Annotated in this window: 11 protein-coding genes; 3 read left to right on the top strand and 8 right to left on the bottom strand. The window is 66.0% G+C overall.

The features are described 5' to 3' along the window. Nucleotides 1–32: 32 nt before the first annotated feature. From AB1L88_RS12860 to fusA, 8 genes are all read right to left on the bottom strand, one after another. A complete protein-coding gene (locus tag AB1L88_RS12860) occupies nucleotides 33–1,196 on the bottom strand; it encodes a prepilin-type N-terminal cleavage/methylation domain-containing protein (RefSeq protein WP_367097068.1) in 1,164 nt (387 codons plus the stop codon). 310 nt (nucleotides 1,197–1,506) lie between these two features. Beyond that, entirely contained in the window at nucleotides 1,507–2,760 is a 1,254-nt protein-coding gene (locus AB1L88_RS12855) for a type II secretion system F family protein (protein ID WP_367097067.1), read from the bottom strand. A gap of 126 nt (nucleotides 2,761–2,886) precedes the next feature. Then, on the bottom strand, nucleotides 2,887–4,605 hold the full coding sequence (locus tag AB1L88_RS12850) for an ATPase, T2SS/T4P/T4SS family (protein WP_367097066.1): 1,719 nt from the start codon (nucleotides 4,603–4,605) through the stop codon (nucleotides 2,887–2,889). 164 nt (nucleotides 4,606–4,769) lie between these two features. Next, nucleotides 4,770–5,897: a PilT/PilU family type 4a pilus ATPase gene (locus AB1L88_RS12845; RefSeq protein ID WP_367097065.1), complete on the bottom strand. Its 1,128-nt coding sequence runs from the start codon at nucleotides 5,895–5,897 to the stop codon at nucleotides 4,770–4,772. A 359-nt stretch (nucleotides 5,898–6,256) separates the two neighbouring features. Beyond that, nucleotides 6,257–7,972: a GspE/PulE family protein gene (locus AB1L88_RS12840; RefSeq protein WP_367097064.1), complete on the bottom strand. Its 1,716-nt coding sequence runs from the start codon at nucleotides 7,970–7,972 to the stop codon at nucleotides 6,257–6,259. Nucleotides 7,973–8,380: 408 nt separating this feature from the next. Further along, entirely contained in the window at nucleotides 8,381–11,053 is a 2,673-nt protein-coding gene (gene ppdK / locus AB1L88_RS12835) for a pyruvate, phosphate dikinase (RefSeq protein ID WP_367097063.1), read from the bottom strand. A 162-nt stretch (nucleotides 11,054–11,215) separates the two neighbouring features. Next, the gene (locus AB1L88_RS12830) at nucleotides 11,216–12,085 is read right to left on the bottom strand and encodes a DUF3179 domain-containing (seleno)protein (RefSeq protein ID WP_367097062.1); all 870 of its coding nucleotides are present in this window, start codon (nucleotides 12,083–12,085) and stop codon (nucleotides 11,216–11,218) included. Between the two features lie 412 nt (nucleotides 12,086–12,497). Then, the gene (gene fusA, locus AB1L88_RS12825; protein WP_367097061.1) at nucleotides 12,498–14,594 is read right to left on the bottom strand and encodes an elongation factor G; all 2,097 of its coding nucleotides are present in this window, start codon (nucleotides 14,592–14,594) and stop codon (nucleotides 12,498–12,500) included. 630 nt (nucleotides 14,595–15,224) lie between these two features. Between fusA and AB1L88_RS12820 the strand changes: the two genes are divergently transcribed. The 3 genes from AB1L88_RS12820 (at nucleotide 15,225) to AB1L88_RS12810 (ending at nucleotide 17,999) form a co-directional block, all read left to right on the top strand. Then, a complete protein-coding gene (locus AB1L88_RS12820) occupies nucleotides 15,225–16,088 on the top strand; it encodes a hypothetical protein (protein ID WP_367097060.1) in 864 nt (287 codons plus the stop codon). Between the two features lie 222 nt (nucleotides 16,089–16,310). Further along, nucleotides 16,311–16,871 carry an HIT domain-containing protein gene (locus AB1L88_RS12815; protein ID WP_367097059.1) on the top strand — a complete coding sequence of 187 codons (561 nt, stop codon included), beginning with the start codon at nucleotides 16,311–16,313 and terminating at the stop codon, nucleotides 16,869–16,871. Between the two features lie 66 nt (nucleotides 16,872–16,937). Further along, the gene (locus AB1L88_RS12810; protein WP_367097058.1) at nucleotides 16,938–17,999 is read left to right on the top strand and encodes a PIN domain-containing protein; all 1,062 of its coding nucleotides are present in this window, start codon (nucleotides 16,938–16,940) and stop codon (nucleotides 17,997–17,999) included. The last annotated feature ends 64 nt before the right edge of the window (nucleotides 18,000–18,063 follow it).

Below are 18,063 nucleotides of genomic sequence, written 5' to 3'. Positions count from 1 at the left end.
GTTCGGTTCAGCTTAATGCGATCGGCAGATCATCATTCGAGCGTGCCGTTGGAGATGTTGGTGACGTTGTCGCGCTCGCGCGTCCGCCCGCCGCCGGGGAGGCGATCGCCGGTGCCGCTGTCGGTGTACTGGCCGCCGGTGCCGAACAGGCGGTCGCGGCCGGCGGAGATGATCTGGTACGACTGGGGCTGGTGGAACGTGGCCGGCTTGTTGCCGGTCGCCACCGGCAGGCTGCTGGTGTAGGGGTTCGGCAGGGGAGAGCCCGTGACCCGGGGAGCCGAGCCGCCGGCGACCGGGAACGAGACCGAGAAGGGAAGGGCGACCGGGTTCGGTTCGGAGATGGCGCCGGCGTTGAAATTGACGTCGTTCGGGTCGTAGCCGTTGCCGTTGTAGGAGCTGAAATAGGCGAAGTAACGCCCGGCCGGCCCCTGGCCGAGCGGGTCGATGTAGCCGGGGATGCCGTCGAAATCGTCGTCGATGAGCCGCTCGGCGCGGAACTCGAAGAACGGCTCGGAGCGATTCTGGCCGACCGGGTCGACGGTCCCGTCGGGGAGAAAGGCGGGCCGGAACGGATTCCTCGGGTTCCCGCCGAAGCCCCCCACGCCTTCGAGCGTGTAGGAGCTGCCCACGATCGTGTGGGTCGGGATGCCGCCGAGGAAGAAGGCGAGGCACTCGTGCCCTTCCAGGTAGATCGGGTTCTGGTCGCCCACGCCGTTGCCGTTGAAGTCGTAGAAGCCGCCCGGGATCCCGGACGCGGCGGCGTTGGTGGTGAATTGGGTCCTGTTGAAGAACTTCCTCATCACCGAGATCGACTTCTGCGCCAGGGCCGCGTAGGTCTGGTCGCCGACGCCGGTGACCACCTGCGGGTTGCCGCCGAGGTTCGGCGGGGGGCTCTGGTAGCTCATCCCGGCATAGAAGGGGACGCTATTCAGATCGGCGGGAATCGTCCCCACGTCGTAGCCGCCGTCCTCGACCAGGATGATCCGGCTCGGCGGGAATTCGCCGTACTTGGTCTGGAAGCTGGCCAGGGCCTGGGTGAGCGTGTTGATCTCCCCCCCGACGCGGGCATCGTTGGCGCGGCCGACGGCGCTCCAGATGACGGGGACGAGCAGGCCGATGAGGACCCCGATGATCGTGATCACGACCAGGAGCTCGACCAGGGTGAAGCCGGTCCGACGGCGTTCGGCGGGGGTCATCGTCGCATCCTCCGAAGTGCGGGGGCCGATCCGAGAAGGGAGTCGGGAAGCCAAAAACATACGGTCTCGATCGAGGTCAGTGACACGATGGTTCACGAAAATTCATCTCGATTTCGCAAATCCATCCCCCTGACCCCCCACGGCGGCGGGTGCTCATGCATTGATGCCGGATGGTGGCCGAGGCGGGCACGACCCGAGGGGGCGGAGATGGGAAGCACGGTCGGCCCCCCTTCGGGCCCTGATTGGCCCGAAGGGAGGGGGATCGATCGGCGTCGGCCGATGGATCGGCGAGGCGACGCGGGGCGGCGGATCAGCCCGACAGCTCGCTGATCAGCTTGACGAGCGGCATGAACAGGGCGATGACGATGAAGCCGATGATGCCGCCGAGCACGACGATCATGATCGGCTCGAGCAGGCTGACGAGCGACTCGACGGCCGCCTCGACTTCTTCGTCGTAGTTGTCGGCGATCTTCATGAGCATGGTATCGAGCTCGCCGGTCTCCTCGCCGACGTCGATCATGTTGACGACGATGTCGTCGACGATCCGGGCCTCGCGCAAGGGCTGGGCGATGGTCTCGCCCTCCCGGATCGAGTCGTAGATGCGGTTGAACGCCCGCTCGAAGACCGCGTTGCCGGCGGTGTCTCGGACGATGTTCAGCGACTCGAGGATCGGCACGCCCGACTGCACGAGGGTGCCGAGGGTCCGGGTGGTCCGGGCGACGACCGACTTCTCGAGGATCGTGCCCATGACCGGGATCAGGAGCTGGATCCGGTCGCCGATGTAAGCCCCCGTCTTGCTCCGGTACAGGAGCTTGACGAAGACCCACCAGATGGCCGGGATCAAGGGGGCGAGATACCAGTAATTGACGACCACGTGGCTGCCGTTGATCAGGGCCACGGTCATCTGCGGCAGGTCGACGCCGAAGTCGATGAAGATGGCCTCGAACTTCGGCACGATCCAGTACATGATGAAGCCGACGATGAGGATGGCCACGAAGATGACCACCACCGGGTAGACCATGGCCGACTTGATCCGGCGCTTCAGCGACTGGCTCTTCTCCATGAAGTCGGCCAGGCGCTGGAGGATCGCCTCGAGGGCACCGCCCGCCTCGCCGGCCTTGACCATGTTGCAGTAGAGGCGGTCGAAGCACTTGTGGTGCTTGGACATGGCCTCGGAGAGGGTCGAGCCGCTCTCGATGTCCTCGATGACGTCGGCCAGGGAGTTCTTCAGGACACCGGGCTTGGCCTGGCCCTCGAGGATCTTCAGGCTGCGGAGGATCGGCAGGCCGGCGTCCTGCAGGGTCGAGAGCTGCCGGGTGAAGGTCGTCAGCTGCTTGGACGAGACCTTGCCGATGGTGAACGACTTCTTCTTGCGCCGGCCGGCCGGCCGCTTGGCGGCGGTCGTGCCCTTCTTGGCCTTCTTGGCGGCCCGCTCGCTGATCTTGGTGACGAAGTAGCCCTTCTGGCGGATCAGCTGCTGGGCCTCTTCCTGGGTCGAGGCGTCGATGGAGTCCTTGACTTCCTTGCCGGTGTGGTCCATCGCCTCGTACTGAAAGGTCGGCATCTCCTCGTCCCCCTGGGTGGTCCCCGGTCGGTCGGTTTGCGGGCGGCGGTCGGTTCGGGCTGATCTGATTCGGTTCGATTCGATCGGTCGCGAGCGGGTCGGGAGCCCCCGAGGGGGGGACTCGGGTCAGTCCTCGGTGATGGTGGCCTTGAGCACTTCCTCGACGGTGGTCAGGCCGTCGTTGATGGCCTCGAGGCCCGACTCGCGCAGGGTCTGCATGCCGTACTTGCGGCACGCGTCCCGGAATTCGTCGAGCGAGGTCTCGCGGACGACCAGCTCGCGAAGGGACTCGTTCATGATCACCAGTTCATAGAGGCCCATGCGCCCCTTGTAGCCGGTGTTGTTGCAGCGATCGCAGCCGCGGCCGTAGTAGAATTTCTGCGCGGCCCCCTCCTCGGGAGAGAGGCCGAGTTCCATGAGGATTTCCTCGCTCGGGCGGAACTCGGTCCGGCAACTGGCGCAAATCTTCCGCACGAGGCGCTGGGCGAGCACCCCTTCGACCGTGGCGGTGATGAGGAAGGGGGGGATGCCCATGTCGCGCAGCCGGGTGACGGCCGACGGGGCGTCGTTGGTGTGCAGGGTGGTGAAGACGATGTGGCCGGTGAGCGACGCCTGGATGGAGATCTCGGCGGTCTCGAGGTCTCGGGTCTCGCCGACCAGGATCTTGTCGGGGTCTTGCCGCAGGATGGCCCGGAGGCAGGCGGCGAAGGTCACGCCGATCTCGGCGTTGATGGGGCACTGGATGAGGCCGTCGATGTCGTACTCGACCGGTTCCTCGGTGGTGATGATCTTGTCCTCGACCGTGTTCAGCTCGTTGAGGGTCGCGTAGAGCGTGGTGGTCTTGCCCGAGGAGGTCGGTCCGGTGACGAGGATGATGCCGTTGGGCTTGTGGACCAGCTCTCGCCAGCGGCGGAGGGTGTCCTGCGTCATCCCGATCTTCTCGAGGTCGAGCTGGACGACGGAGCGGTCGAGGATCCGGAGCACGACCGACTCGCCGAACATCGTCGGCAGGGTCGAGACGCGGATGTCGACCGAGTTGCCGCCGATGTTCAGCTCGATCCGGCCGTCCTGGGGCAGCCGGCGTTCGGCGATGTCGAGGTTCGACATGACCTTCACGCGGCTGGCGATGGCCGGCGCGAGGTGGCGAGGCGGCGGGACCAGCTCGTACAGGACGCCGTCGACGCGGTATCGCATCTTGTATTCATCTTCGAACGGCTCGAAGTGAATGTCGGAGGCCTTGTCCTTGATCGAGAGCAGCAGCACCATGTTCAGGAGCTTGCGCACGGGTGCGGCGTCGGCCATCTCCTCGATGGCCTCGAGGTCGATGGTGCTCTCGCTGCGGTTCTGGAAGCGGGAGAGGTCCTTGTCGGACTCGATCTGACGGATGACGTCGTTGAGCGACTCCTTGTCGGACCCGGCGTACAGCTCCTCGATCTTGGCCATGACCTCGGATTCCGAGGCGATGACGCCGCGGACCTCGACCCCGAGGAACGAGCGCAGGCTGTCGAGCGTCGAGGGGTTCTGGGGCTCGGCCATGGCGACGGTCACGGCCTTGTCCTTGCGGCCGATGGCCACGGGGACGACCTTGAAGGCCTCGGCCATCGACTGGTTGACCGTCTCGACCACTTCGGGCGGGACGGTCGTGTCGGAGAGCTTGATGACCTTCATGCCGAGCTGCTCGCCGAGGGCGCGCAGCACCTGCTCCTCGCGGACGAGGCCGAGGCGGACGGCGACCTTGCCGATCAGCTCGCCTCCGGAGTTCTTCTGCTCCTCCAGGACTTTCCAGAGGGCCTCCTCGTCGAGGTAGCCCATGTCGACCAGGATCGTTCCGAGACGTCGAGCCATGGCTGGGAATCACCTTCGGGCTGCTCGGCCGGAGCCGGGAAGTGAGCGGGACGGGGTCATCAACCGATTTGTTCGCGGGGGTCGTGTGGCCCCCCGACGATCGCTCGGGATCGCCGGGGCCACGCGATCGGGGGACGACGCGAGGGCAATCGGGGAGGTGAGGGTCAACGCTTCTTGCCGCCCTCCTCCTCCTCGTCCTCCTCATCCACGTCGTCGAAGATGCCCTTCTTGGCCAGCTCGATGCGTTCGCGCAAGTCGTTGGGCTTGCGGGCCTTGTAGATGATCTCGGTTTCCTCGACGAGCCCCTGCCGCCAGAGGTTGAACAGCGAGTCGTCCATCAGGATCATGCCGTGCTTGCGGCCGGTCTGGATGGACGAGTCGATCCGGTAGGTCTTGTTCTCGCGGATCAGGTTGGCGATGGCCGAGGTCACGACCAGGCACTCATACGCGGCGACGAGGCCCTTCGGCTTGCGCGGCAGGAGGGTCTGGGCGAGGATGCCGATGATCGCCACCGAGAGCTGCGTGCGGATCTGGTCCTGCTGCTCCTTCGGGAAGACGTCGATGATCCGGTTGACCGTGCCTTCGGCCGAGTTCGTGTGCAGGGTGCCGAAGACGATGTGGCCGGTCTCGGCCGCGGTGATGGCCGCGGAGATGGTGGCCAGGTCGCGCATCTCGCCGACAAGGATGATGTCCGGGTCCATCCGCAAGGCGCGGCGAATGGCCTCGGGGAAGTCCGGCACGTCGATGCCGATCTCGCGCTGATTGACGAGCGACTTGTTGTGCTGGTGGAAGTACTCGATCGGGTCTTCGATGGTGATGATGTGGCGGTCGAGGTTGTTGTTGATCCAGTTGATCATCGAGGCAAGACTGGTGGTCTTGCCCGAGCCGGTCGGCCCGGTCACGAGGATCAGGCCGCGAGGGCGTTGGATCAGCTCCTCGATGACCCAGGGCAGGCCGAGTTGCTCGAAGGTCAGGAACTCGTTCGGGATGCGCCGGAGCACCAGGCCGATGTTGCCGCGTTGCTTGAAGATGGCGACGCGGAACCGGGCCATCTCGCCGAAGGCGAAGCCGAAGTCGGTGCCGCCGACCTCCTGCAGCTCTTGCTGGCAGCGTTCCGGGGTGATGCTCTTCATCAGGGCCACCGTGTCGGGTGGCTCGAGCACCTTGGTGGCCAGGGGGCGCATGTGGCCGTGCAGCCGGAGCATCGGGGGGCTGCCGACGGTCAGGTGCAGGTCGCTGGCCTTCTGGGTACAGACGGTCTGGAGCAGCTTGTCGATCAGCAGCGTGCCCATGGACTCCGGTTCCTCACGTCGATCGAGATCGAAAAGGGAAGGGTTTGGCCCCGAGGCTCGAAGGAACGCCGGGGCTTGACTGTGTCTTGCAACCCAACTGTCAGACGAAAGGCCGACCGTGAATCGAGAGTTGCGACGAGAGGACCCGGGAGCCCGGTTCGCCCTCATTATTCGGAAGCATGCCGAAACGGATCAAGCATCCGAAGGTGATGATCACGAGCGGGCACCGGGCCTGGGGGGGGGGTCCCCCCCCAGGGGCCTCGGCGAGCCGGGTCGTTGGGACAGCGGAACGGGCCGATCCGACACACGGCAATCGGGCCGAAGGGGAGGACCGGCCTCGGCCCCTCCTCCGAGAGCACTCAGGAGGAGCTGCTGGCGTCGTGATGGGTAATGCGAAGCACCTCGTCGATGGTGGTGACCCCCTTGAGGGCCTTGATCATCCCATCCTCGAAGAGGGTGCGCATCCCCTGCTTGCGAGCCAGTTTACGGATCACCTGGGTCGGTTCACCCTTGAAGGTCATCTCCCGGATCTGGCTGGACATATTCATCAGCTCGTAGATCGCCAGACGGCCGCGGTAACCGGTCTTGTTGCAGTGCGAGCACCCTTTGCCGCGCATGAAGTTCGCCTTCGAGGCGATCTCCGGGCGGATGCCGAGGCTCTTGAGCAGGTGGGCCGGCGGCTCGTATTTGGCCCGACATTTCGGACAGACCTTGCGCACGAGCCGCTGGGCCATGATGCCGATGATCGAGCTGGCGACCAGGAACGGCTGAACACCGATATCGACCAGACGTGTCAAGGCACTGGGCGCATCGTTCGTGTGCAGTGTACTGAAAACCAAGTGTCCTGTCAGTGAGGCCTGAATGGCGGTGTTCGCCGTCTCCTCATCGCGAATCTCGCCCACGAGGAGGATGTTCGGATTCTGCCGGAGCATGGCCCGGATGATCCGGGCGAAGGTCATCCCGATGCGGGCCTTGACCTCGCACTGGTTAATCCCAGGCAGGTAGTACTCGACCGGGTCCTCGGCGGTGATGATCTTCGTGTCCGGGCGGTTCAGCTCGTTCAGCGAGGCGTAGAGCGTCGTCGTCTTGCCCGACCCGGTCGGCCCGGTCACGAGGAGGATGCCGTTGGGCCGCTTGATGAGGTTCTGGTAGCGCTTGAAGTCCTCCTCGCCGAAGCCGAGGTCGCGGAGGCTGACCTTGATGTTGTCGCGGTCGAGGATCCGCATGACCATCGACTGGCCGTGGTTCGTGGGCAGGACGCTGACCCGCAGGTCGATGTCCTTGCCGGTGACGTGGACCTTGATCCGGCCGTCCTGGGGCCGTCGCTTCTCGGCGATGTCGATCGAGCCCATGATCTTCAGGCGGCTCATGATCGGGCCGAGCAGCCGGCGCGGGGGGCTCTCGATCTCCTGGCAGACGCCGTCGATCCGGTACCGGATGCGGATGCGGTCGGCGAACGGCTCGATGTGGATGTCCGAGGCCCGCATCTGGACCGCTTTTTCGAGGATGAGATTGACCAGCCGGATGACCGGGGCGCTGTCGTCTTCCTCGGCCCCGCCGACCCCCTTGCCGGCCGCGATGTCGTCGGCGTAGTCGATCGCCGTGTCGGTGAACTCCTGGAGCATCGAGTCGACCGACTCGGATTCGGTCGTGGCCCCGCCGTAGTAGCGGTTGATGGCCTCGACGATCGCCTCGCGAGGGGCCAGGGCGATGCTGATTTCCCGGTTCAGGACGAAACGCAGCTTGTCGAGCGTCTCGAAGTCCATCGGGTCATGCATGATGACCTTGATGGCGCCCCCTTCCTGGGCCAGGGGCATGACGACGTTTTCCCGGGCGAGGGACTCGGGGACGAGCTCGACGACCTGGGCCGGGATCTCGATTTCTTGCAGGTCGACATAGTCCAGGCCGTTCTGTTCGGCCTTGGCCTTGGTGATGTCTTCGATCTCGGCGTAGCCGAGCCGCACGAGCGACTCCTCAAGGGCGTCGCCCATGCCTCGGGCTTCGTGGATCTGGTCGGCGCCGACGATCCCGCGTTTGACGAGGATGTCGGTCCAGTCCTTGGTTTGCTTGGCCATGGCGAGGGACTCCGATCGACGGGGCGCGCAGCACGCAAGGGCTCGGGAGCCGATGCTCCCGGGCGGGGGACGAGACGAGACGGGACAAATCGGAACGGTACCGTTCGAATCGGGACCGATGTTCCGGGAATCGGCCGGATCGGGTCCGGCGATGAGACATGCGAATCGATTCCAAAGGCGCTCTGGGGGAATTCCCGGACGTCAGATGATGATACACGATAAAGAGAGAATGGAATGGTCCGAGACTAGCATGCCCGATCGCCCAACGCAAGGACCCGATTGGCGTTCGGCGAGGGCTCGGCCGATCGTGAGGCCCGGACGCGACGACGCCCCCGACCGGCCCAGGCGGGGCCAATCGGGGGCGTTGATGGTGGAACAGACGCGTGTCGAGATCAGATTCGGAGACGATCAGCGATCACGCGAGACGGTCGTGCCGTCGTTGATGGCGGCCTGGGCGGCGGCGAGCCGGGCGATCGGCACGCGGAAGGGGGAGCAGGAGACGTAGTCGAGCCCGACCTTGTGGCAGAAGGCCACGCTGGCCGGGTCGCCGCCGTGCTCGCCGCAGATGCCGATCTTCAGCGGGCCGTCCTTGGTCTTGCCCGTCGACCGGCCCTTCTTGACGCCCATCTCGACGAGCTGGCCGACGCCGGTCTCGTCGAGCGACTGGAAGGGGTCCTCGGGCAGGATCTTCTTCTCCAGGTACTTGTTCATGAACGACTTGATGTCGTCTCGGCTGTAGCCGAAGGTCATCTGGGTCAGGTCGTTCGTGCCGAAGGAGAAGAACTCGGCGTGCTCGGCGATCTTGTCGGCCGTCAGGGCGGCGCGAGGCACTTCGATCATCGTGCCGACGAGGTAATCGACCGAGGTGCCGGCCTTCTCGATCGTCTCCCGGGCGACGCGGTCGGTCTCCTGCCGGAGCAGGGCCATCTCCTCGACCGTGCCGACGAGCGGGATCATGATCTCGGGCAGGACCTCGATCCCCTTCTTCTTGACGGCGATGGCCGCGTCGATGATGGCGCGGACCTGCATCTCCAGGATCTCGGGGTAGCGGACGGCCAGGCGGCAGCCGCGGAAGCCGAGCATCGGGTTGAACTCGTGCAGCGACTCGACCCGGTCCTTGACCTTCTCGACGTCGATGCCGAGCTGGCCGGCGACCTCGTTCTGGCCGGCGTCGTCGTGCGGCAGGAACTCGTGCAGCGGCGGGTCGAGCAATCGGATCGTCACCGGGAGGCCGGCCATGGCCTCGAAGATGCCGATGAAGTCGTCACGCTGATACGGTTCGAGCGAGTCGAGCGCCTTGCGGCGGTCTTCTTCGGTGTCGGCGAGGATCATCTTGCGCATGTCGGTGATGCGCTGGCCCTCGAAGAACATGTGCTCGGTCCGGCAGAGGCCGATCCCCTCGGCGCCGAACTCGCGGGCCTTGGTCGAGTCCTTGGGGTTGTCCGCGTTCGTCCGGATCTTGAGGGTCCGGTACTTGTCGGCCCACTCCATCAGGACGGCGAAGTCGCCGGCCATCTTGGGGGGGATGGTCGGCACCTCGCCGATCATGACGTCGCCGGTCGTGCCGTTGATGGTGAGGTATTCGCCGGCCTTGACGACCTTGCCGTCGACGGTGATCTGGCCGGCCTTCTCGTTGATCCGGATGGCCTCGCAGCCGACGACGCAGGGCTTGCCCCAGCCGCGGGCGACGACGGCCGCGTGGCTGGCCTTGCCGCCGGTCGAGGTGAGGATGCCGACGGCCGCGTCCATGCCGGCGACGTCCTCGGGGCTGGTCTCCTTGCGGACCAGGAGGAGCTTGACGTCGGGGTTCGCCTCGCGCTGGGCGACGGCGTCTTCGGCGGTCAGGACGACCTTGCCGGAGGCCGCGCCGGGGCTGGCGGCGATGCCCTGGGCAACCGGAGTGACGCCGGCCTTCGGGTCGAGCTGGGGCAGGAGCAGGTGGTTCAGGCTATCGGGATTGACCCGCTGCACGGCGGTCTTCTCGTCGATCAGCCCCTCGTGGACCATGTCGACGGCGATCTTGACGGCGGCCGACCCGGTGCGCTTGCCGGTCCGGGTCTGGAGCATGTAGAGGGTGCCGTCCTCGATCGTGAACTCGATGTCCTGCATCTCCTTGTAGTGCTGCTCAAGCTTCCCACGGATTTCCATGAGCTGCTTGTAGACCGCGGGCATCTCGCCTTCGAGGTCGGCGATGTGCTCGGGGGTCCGGATGCCGGCGACGACGTCTTCACCCTGGGCATTGATCAGGAAGTCGCCGTAGAAGACGTTCTCACCGGTATTCGGGTCTCGGGTGAAGGCGACACCCGTGCCGGAGGTATTGCCGGTGTTGCCGAAGACCATCGCCTGCACGTTGACGGCGGTCCCCTTCAGGCCCGAGATCTTCTCGATCCGGCGGTACTCGATCGCCTTCTTGCCCATCCAGCTGCGGAAGACGGCCTGGACGGCCTTCCAGAGCTGTTCCATCGGGTCCTGGGGGAAGCCGGTGCCGACGTTCTTCTCGTAGACGGCCTTGTAGCGGCGGACCAGCTCCTTGAGGTCGTCGGCCGACAGGTCGGTGTCGAGCTTGACCCCCTTCTCGTCCTTGAGCGACTGCAGCTCGTGCTCGAAGTGCTCGTGGTCGACGTTCATGACGACCGAGCCGAACATGTCGATCAGGCGGCGGTAGCCGTCGTAGGCGAAGCGAGGGTTGCCGGTCTTCTGGGCCAGGCCCTCGGTCGAGGCGTCGGACAGGCCGAGATTCAAGATCGTGTTCATCATGCCCGGCATCGACAGGGCGGCGCCGGACCGGACGCTGACGAGCAGGGGGTTGCTCGGGTCGCCCAGCTTCGATCCGTAGGCCTCTTCCATCTTGGCCAGGGCGGCCTGGACCTGGGATTCGAGGCCCTCGGGGAAGGTTTGCCCGTTTTTGTAGTAAAGGTCGCAGACTTCGGTGGTGATCGTGAAGCCCGGAGGCACGGGAATTCCGATGGCGCTCATCTCGGCGAGGTTGGCCCCCTTGCCGCCGAGCAGTTCCTTCATCTTGGCCGTGCCCTCGGCCTGACCCGCGCCGAAGGAATAAACGTGTTTCTGGGGATCGGACATCGGATGCGATGACTCCCGGTTCGCCCTGGATCGCCGGCGCCCGGGGTGCGAGCCCTCACGCGAGGACCGCGACGCCGGACTCGGCGCGATTCAAGCGTAAGTCCATGAAAGGGCATAGCTTATCGTGCCGATTCCGGATCGTCAAGTCGTTCGGCGGGCCGCTCAGAGCGTGGCCGAGGTCCGGGGGCGATCGGATCCGATCAGGACCCGGCCGTCGCCGTGCTGCGGGCTCCAGTCGTCCCAGCGCAGCCGTTGCATCCGCCCCAGGCGCTTGAGGATCCGTCCTCGGTCCGGGCCGGAGAGGGAGACGAGCCCCTCGTCCCGTTCGACCCAGAGGCTCTCGGTCGAGCGATCGTAGAGCAACGGTTGACGGCCGTAGAAGTAGCCGGCGAATCCCATCCGCAGGCGCCGGCCGTCCAGCACCGTCTCGAAGACCGACGAGCCCGTCGCGGGCGGCCTGGTGAAGAGAATCAGGAGGGGCTCCCCGTCGACCTCGTCGTTGATGACCAAGACCTTGTCGAGCACGATGACCGGGTAGGCGCATGACCGGCCCTCGAACCGCATGACCTCGACCTCGTGATCGTCGGGAATCCGGTCGGAGATGGGACCGCCGCCGACCTCGACGAGCGGTTGATCGACCCCCTGGAACAGGTCGCGCCCGATCGACTCGCTCAACTGGTCGCGGTCGAGATCCCCGGGCTGGAGGTGGAACCAACGGTGGCCCTGCTCGGCATGCCAGCCGGCCCAGAGCCGCGCCCGAGGCCCCTCGACCCGGTACCAGTGCCCCGGGGGCTCGGCGGCCGACAGGTTGGGGCTGATCCCGACGTAGCCGATCACGACGTTCTGGCCCGCCGCGGTCCGTTCCTGGAGCAAGGCGCTGGTTTCATCCCAGAGCGAAGGCCCCTGGTACGCGATGAAACCGAAAAGCGACGCGATCCCGCAGAGCAAGGCACCGCGAGGTGCGGGGCGAGGCGGTGGCGTCGAGGGCCGGGAGGCGGCGTCGTCGATCGGCGGTAGCGATGGGGTCGACATCAGATACGGCTCCACGGGCGGGAGAGGCTGGACTGCCTGGAGGTCGTCTGAGCAGACGGACAACAGACCCGGGACCGGGCGAACGTCACAAAGAGCAGCACAGCACGTCGGCGGACGCTCGACGGGCGCCTCCTGGTTATGAGGGCGATGCCCCCGCCTGTCAAGCGGCCGCGCGGCGGCGCGACGAAGAATCCGCAGTCACGCTCGCACGTCGTTCGGGATGGTCGTGGTCACGCAGCATTGGTGGCGCGTTCCGCGACGCGAGGCTCGACGATCCGGAGCCGGGGAGGGGAAACAACGAACGCCGGGCCCGGCCCCCTCGAAGGGAGCCGGACCCGGCGTGCTGCGATCGATCCGCCAGAGCAATTGCAGGCGAGGCAGGGCCGAGGAGACAGGCCTGGCCGATTCGGGATCAGGCCTTGGCCATGCTCTTGGCGTCTTCCTGGGCCTTCTTGATGATCTCATCCTGGAGGCTGGCGGGGACCCGCTGGTACTTGTAGAACTCCATGCTGAAGGTGCCCTTGCCCTGCGTCATGGAGCGGAGGTCGTTCGAGTAGCCGAACATGGCCGAGAGCGGGACCTCGGCGTAGATCACCACGAAGCCCTCGCGAGCCTCGGTGTTGGTGATGATGCCTCGCTTCGAGGAGACCTGGCCGGAGACCGGGCCCTGGAACTCGATCGGGCACTCGACCTCGACCTTCATGATCGGCTCGAGCAGGACGGGGTCGGCCTTGCGGAAGGTCTCCCGGAAGGCGTCGAAGGCGCAGATCTCGAAGGCCATGGCCGACGAGTCGACGTCGTGGTAGCCGCCGTCGTCGAGGGCCATCTTGACGCCGATGACCTCGTAGCCGGCCAGCGGCCCCTTGACCAGGCCGCGGCGGAAGCCCTTCTCGATCGCCGGGATGTACTCGCCGGGGATGCGGCCGCCGGTGACGTTGTTCTCGAACTCGAACGGCTCCTCGAAGGGCTCTTCCAGCGGGATCAGCTTGCCGATCACCTTGCCGTACTGGCCCGAGCCGCCGGTCTGCTTCTTGTGGGTGTAGTTGTACGGCGTTTCCTTGGTGGGCGCCTCGCGGTAGCTGACCTTCGGCTGGCCGATGGTGCAGTCGACCTTGTACTCCCGGCGGATCCGCTCGACGTAGATCTCCAGGTGCAGCTCGCCCATGCCGGAGATGATCGTCTCGCTGGTCTCGTGGTCGACGTGCACGCGGAAGGTCGGGTCCTCGCGCATGAACCGGTTCAGGGCCTTCGAGAGCTTGTCGTAGTCGGCCCGCTTGTTGGGGATGATCGACAGGTCGATGACCGGCTCGGCGGCGTAGATGCTCTCCAGCGAGTAGTTGATGCCTTCGGAGCAGAACGTGTCGCCGGTGGCGCAGTCGATCCCCATGACGGCGACGATGTCGCCGGCACCGGCGGCCTCGATGTCCTCACGCTCGTCGGAGTGGACGCGGAGGATCCGGCTGATCCGCGCCCGCTTGCCGGACCGGGTGTTGTAATAGAACTCCCCCTTCTTGAGGGTGCCCTGATAGATCCGCATATAGGTGACCTGGCCGAACGGCTCCTCGACGAGCTTGAAGGCCATGGCGACCAGGGGCTCGTTGTCGTCGGGCTTCAGGACGACCTCGGCCTGCTCGTCGAGGTTGTCGCGGGCCTTCACGTCGCGGTCGAGCGGGCTGGGCAGGAAGTTGGTGATCGCGTCGAGCAGGGGCTGGATGCCCTTGTTCTTGTAGGCGGTCCCCATCAGGACCGGGGCGATCTGCTGGGCGATCGTCGCCTCGCGGATGATCTTCAGGACCAGCTCCAGCGGCGGCTCTTCCTCCTCGAGGAGGATGGTCATCAGCTCGTCGGAGTAGAGCGAGAGGGCCTCGAGCATGCCCTGGCGGCGCTGCTTCGCCACCTCGACGAGGCCGTCGGGGATCGCCTCGCGGCGGACGGTCTCCCCCTTCTCGCCGTCGAAGTAGACGGCCTCCATCGAGAGCAGGTCGACGACCCCCTCGAAGTTCATCTCCAGGCCGATCGGGATCTGGAGCGGCACGGCGGTCAGGCCGAGCTTCTGCTCGACGGTCTCGATGACCTTCTGGGGGTTGGCGCCGGTGCGGTCGATCTTGTTGATGAAGACCAGGCGGGGGACGCCGTACCGCTTCATCTGGCGGTCGACGGTCAGGGTCTGGGACTGGACCCCCTCAACCGCCGTGACGACGAGGATGGCGCCGTCGAGCACGCGGAGCGAGCGCTCGACCTCGACCGTGAAGTCGACGTGGCCGGGCGTGTCGATGATGTTGATCTTGTGATCTTTCCAGGCCACCGTGGTGGCGGCCGAGGTGATCGTGATGCCCCGCTCCTTCTCCAGCTCCATGTGGTCCATCTTGGCGCCGTCGCCGCCGCCACGGACGTCTTCGATCTTGTGGATCTTGCCGGCGTAGAACAGGACCCGCTCGGTCAAGGTGGTCTTGCCGGAGTCGATGTGGGCCGAGATGCCGATATTACGCAGGTCGCGGAGATTATCCATGGGCCGGTGACGCCTCTGCATCGAGGGGAGCAAACCCCTCAACAGAACAAGAAGGAAAGAAATCGAGAGGGAAAGATCAGCCGGATCGACGGGAACGACCGCCACCCCGCGGCACCTCTTGCAATCAAAAGGTCGGGCGAGCAGGTGGTTTTGCCACGACGCGATGACCGGATTGGCGATCAATTCATGGTAAGGATCGCGTGTGTCAGGCGTGTGAATGGGGCGTGCAGGTCTGGTGAGTGTACAGAGCACCTATTCTAGCGATCGTAGCATTTCGGTCAAGCAGTTCAACGCGGTTCCGCGAAACCGAAGCGGGATGAATCGCTCGTCACGCCGCGACGATGTCGAGGATTTCTCTCGGGTGCCACGCCCGGCCGATCGCCCCGGGGCCGGGCGAAAAAAATCCCCCGCACGCGGAAAATTTCCGGAGACTGCGTTCGAATCGCTCATGGAAGCCCACGCCCCGGGACCTCGGACCGGCCCGAGCCGTCGCGGCCCTCCCGGGAATCGTTTTGACATGATGATGCCCTCGCGATAGTGTTCTCCGACAGCTGTCCGACCGGGCAAGTCCGCGAGAGGCGGGGACGCAGCGACGACCCGGTTCCGACCGAGAGGGGCGAGTTCATGAGGGTGAGCCAGACCGGGCCGACGGCACCGCCGATGCGAGCGGCGGGGGATGGGATGCTGCGGCGGGGGTGGCTCCTTGTCCTGCCGGGGTTGCCGCAATGGTGGCGCGGGGAGCGGTCGAGGGGCCTGGTCCTGCTGGGTTGGTACAGCTCGGCGGCGGCGGTGGCGGGATTCGCCTGGGGATCGGTGGTCGGGGCGATGCTCCTGGCCGTGGCGTTCCTGGTGCATTGTGCCTCGGTGGCCGATGAGGTCGGGCAGTCCGCCTTCCCCGGATTCGGGGCGTGGGCCCCCTGGTATTCGGCCGTGGTGGGCCTGGGGGCGGTCGGCTATCTGCCCGGCCTGGTCGTGGCGCTGCACCTGGCGCACCCGGCCTGGACGGACGAGGGGGGATACCTGGTCAACCGTCGCGCGTACGAGCGGCAATCGCCCCGCCCCGGCGAATGGGTCTGGCTCGATCGCCGGCCGGCCGGGCCCTCGAGCGGCGGCATGGCGCGGGTGGTGGCCGTCGCGGGCCAGGTGGTCTCCTGGTCCCGGGGCGAGCTGTTCGTCGAGGGCCGGCACCCGGCCTTTGATCCGGGGCAACTGTCCCTGCCCCCGAGGACTCAGGGGCGATTCGAGGTCCCTGAGCGTGCCTTGCTGGTTGTCTGCGAGGGCTCGTTGCCTGCCGTCGGGGCCTTGTCGCCCGAGATGCCCTCGCCCCCGGGCCTGGAACTGATCCCCGCCGAATGGGTCGTCGGCCAGGCCTGGGCCCGTTCGTACCCGATCTGGCAACGCCATTGGCTGGGGGCGCGTGGGGGCGGGATCTGGAAACGGTTCGTCCTGACCGATCGTGGCTCTGGCACGGAACCGTCATCGGGGCTGACCTGAGCCGGCGAGGGCCGGACGCCCCCACCGGGCCCGGTTCAAGCCGCCCGGACCGGGGGCCGAGGCGCCGCGTCCTGAATCCGGGCTCCCCCCGCCCGGCGAAAAAAAAGACGAGAGCCCCCGGCTGTCCCCGTCGGAGTGTTGGTATAGTTGGGAATTGCCCGATTCCAACCAACGGTGGTCTGGAGGGCTCAGGGAGAACGACTCCGGGCGGATCGATTGCCGATGCAACACATCTGGGCTCCCTGGCGGGCACAGTATATTGAGCAGGGCCAGGCTCAGGAAGGGCGGGCAACCGCCTGTTTCCTCTGCCGAGGGCTGGAGCAGCACGACGATCGCGCCAACCTTCTCGTCTGGAGACGCCCCCACTCGGCGGTTTACTTGAACCGTTACCCGTACAATAATGGCCACCTGTTGGTTGCTCCCCGATCGCATCAGGGGCAGCTCGGCGATCTCCACGGCGCGGAGTTGCTGGAGCCGATCGAAACGGTCCAGATCCTGATCGGGGTGCTCGACCGCATGTTCCGTCCCGATGGTTACAATGTTGGGTTGAATCAAGGGCGATCGGCCGGGGCGGGTCTACCCGGCCATCTGCACTGGCACATCGTCCCGCGATGGGATGGCGACACGAACTTCATGCCCGTCCTGGGTCAGGCCAAGGTTATCATCCAGGGGCTCGCCGAGTTGTACGATCGCCTGGTCGCGGAGCTGGCCCGAGACGGCATGATTGACGGGGCCGCCGGTCCGGGTCGGGCCGACCGCCTGCCTGATGACGACGCTGGATGATGACGCGAGAGGCAACGACGGAATTCACGGGCGTCGGGGAACTGATTGCCTCGGAGAAATCGGATCATGATGTTGGTGGCGATTCGAGCGGTCTTCATCCTGGTGGCCGGCGGCCTGGCGGCGCGGCTGGCCACGCTCGCGAGCGGCCCCCCCTGGGCCCCCGCCGTCCTCTTTCCCCTCGTCATGGGCGCCGCGGCGCTCGTGGTGGTGATCGACGTCCTCACCCCTCGCAAGCGGATCCAGACGATCTCGGCCGTGTACTTCGGCCTGATCGTCGGGCTGATCCTGAGCTACTTCCTGCAACTGGCCCTGCAACCGACGATTGACATGTTCGGCGGCGGCCTGGCGACCGAGATCGTCCAGGTCGTCTTCGCGCTCGGGACCGTGGGCATCTGCTACATCTGCGTGAGCACCTTGTTGCAGACGAAGGACGACTTCCGATTCGTGATTCCCTACATGGAATTCTCGAAGGAGGTGAAGGGGGCCTGCCCCTTGGTGCTCGATACCTCCGTCATCATCGACGGCCGGATCGCCGACGTGGCCGAGGCGAGGGTCCTCGATCAGCCGCTCGTGGTCCCTCAGTTCGTGCTCCAGGAGCTGCAGGGGATCGCCGACAGCTCGGACAAGCTGCGGCGCAACCGGGGGCGTCGCGGGCTGGACATCCTCAACCGGCTCCAGAAATCGCCCGAGGTCGAGATCCGGATCTTCGACACCGAGCTTCCCGAACTGGCCGGCATCCGGGAGGTCGATCAGCGCCTGGTCGTCCTGGCCAAGCATCTCGACGGCAAGGTGGTCACGAACGACTACAACCTCAATAAGATCGCCCGGCTCCAGGGGGTCGACGTCATCAACCTCAACGACCTGGCCAACGCCCTGAAGCCGGTCGTCTTGCCGGGAGAATCGCTGGCCGTGAAGCTGATCAAGCGCGGCGAGGAGGCGGGGCAGGGGGTCGGCTACCTCGACGACGGCACGATGGTCGTCGCCGAGCAGGGCTCGGGCCACCTCGGCGAGATGGTCCGGATCACCGTCACGAGCGTCTTGCAGACCAGCGCCGGCCGCATGATCTTCGGCAGGATGGAAGGGGTCACCTCCGGGCAGGGCCATGGCGCCCACCGCGCGGGCCATTGATCCGATCACCCGGCGATCACGGCTCTCGCTTAACGCGAAACCGGGCGGCCCGAGACTCGATCGA

This window comes from Tautonia sp. JC769 (genome assembly GCF_040717455.1).
Lineage (GTDB): Bacteria > Planctomycetota > Planctomycetia > Isosphaerales > Isosphaeraceae > Tautonia.
Note: the sequence above shows the minus strand (reverse complement) of the source record. Positions and strands in the feature narration are given on the sequence as shown.

What these genes read in the sequence shown, in the direction of transcription:
- AB1L88_RS12860 (WP_367097068.1), bottom strand. Translation starts at nt 1,196, where the DNA reads ATGACCCCCGCCGAACGCCGTCGGACCGGCTTCACCCTGGTCGAGCTC.
- AB1L88_RS12855 (WP_367097067.1), bottom strand. Translation starts at nt 2,760, where the DNA reads ATGCCGACCTTTCAGTACGAGGCGATGGACCACACCGGCAAGGAAGTC.
- AB1L88_RS12850 (WP_367097066.1), bottom strand. Translation starts at nt 4,605, where the DNA reads ATGGCTCGACGTCTCGGAACGATCCTGGTCGACATGGGCTACCTCGAC.
- AB1L88_RS12845 (WP_367097065.1), bottom strand. Translation starts at nt 5,897, where the DNA reads ATGGGCACGCTGCTGATCGACAAGCTGCTCCAGACCGTCTGTACCCAG.
- AB1L88_RS12840 (WP_367097064.1), bottom strand. Translation starts at nt 7,972, where the DNA reads ATGGCCAAGCAAACCAAGGACTGGACCGACATCCTCGTCAAACGCGGG.
- ppdK (WP_367097063.1), bottom strand. Translation starts at nt 11,053, where the DNA reads ATGTCCGATCCCCAGAAACACGTTTATTCCTTCGGCGCGGGTCAGGCC.
- AB1L88_RS12830 (WP_367097062.1), bottom strand. Translation starts at nt 12,085, where the DNA reads ATGTCGACCCCATCGCTACCGCCGATCGACGACGCCGCCTCCCGGCCC.
- fusA (WP_367097061.1), bottom strand. Translation starts at nt 14,594, where the DNA reads ATGGATAATCTCCGCGACCTGCGTAATATCGGCATCTCGGCCCACATC.
- AB1L88_RS12815 (WP_367097059.1), top strand. Translation starts at nt 16,311, where the DNA reads ATGCAACACATCTGGGCTCCCTGGCGGGCACAGTATATTGAGCAGGGC.
- AB1L88_RS12810 (WP_367097058.1), top strand. Translation starts at nt 16,938, where the DNA reads ATGATGTTGGTGGCGATTCGAGCGGTCTTCATCCTGGTGGCCGGCGGC.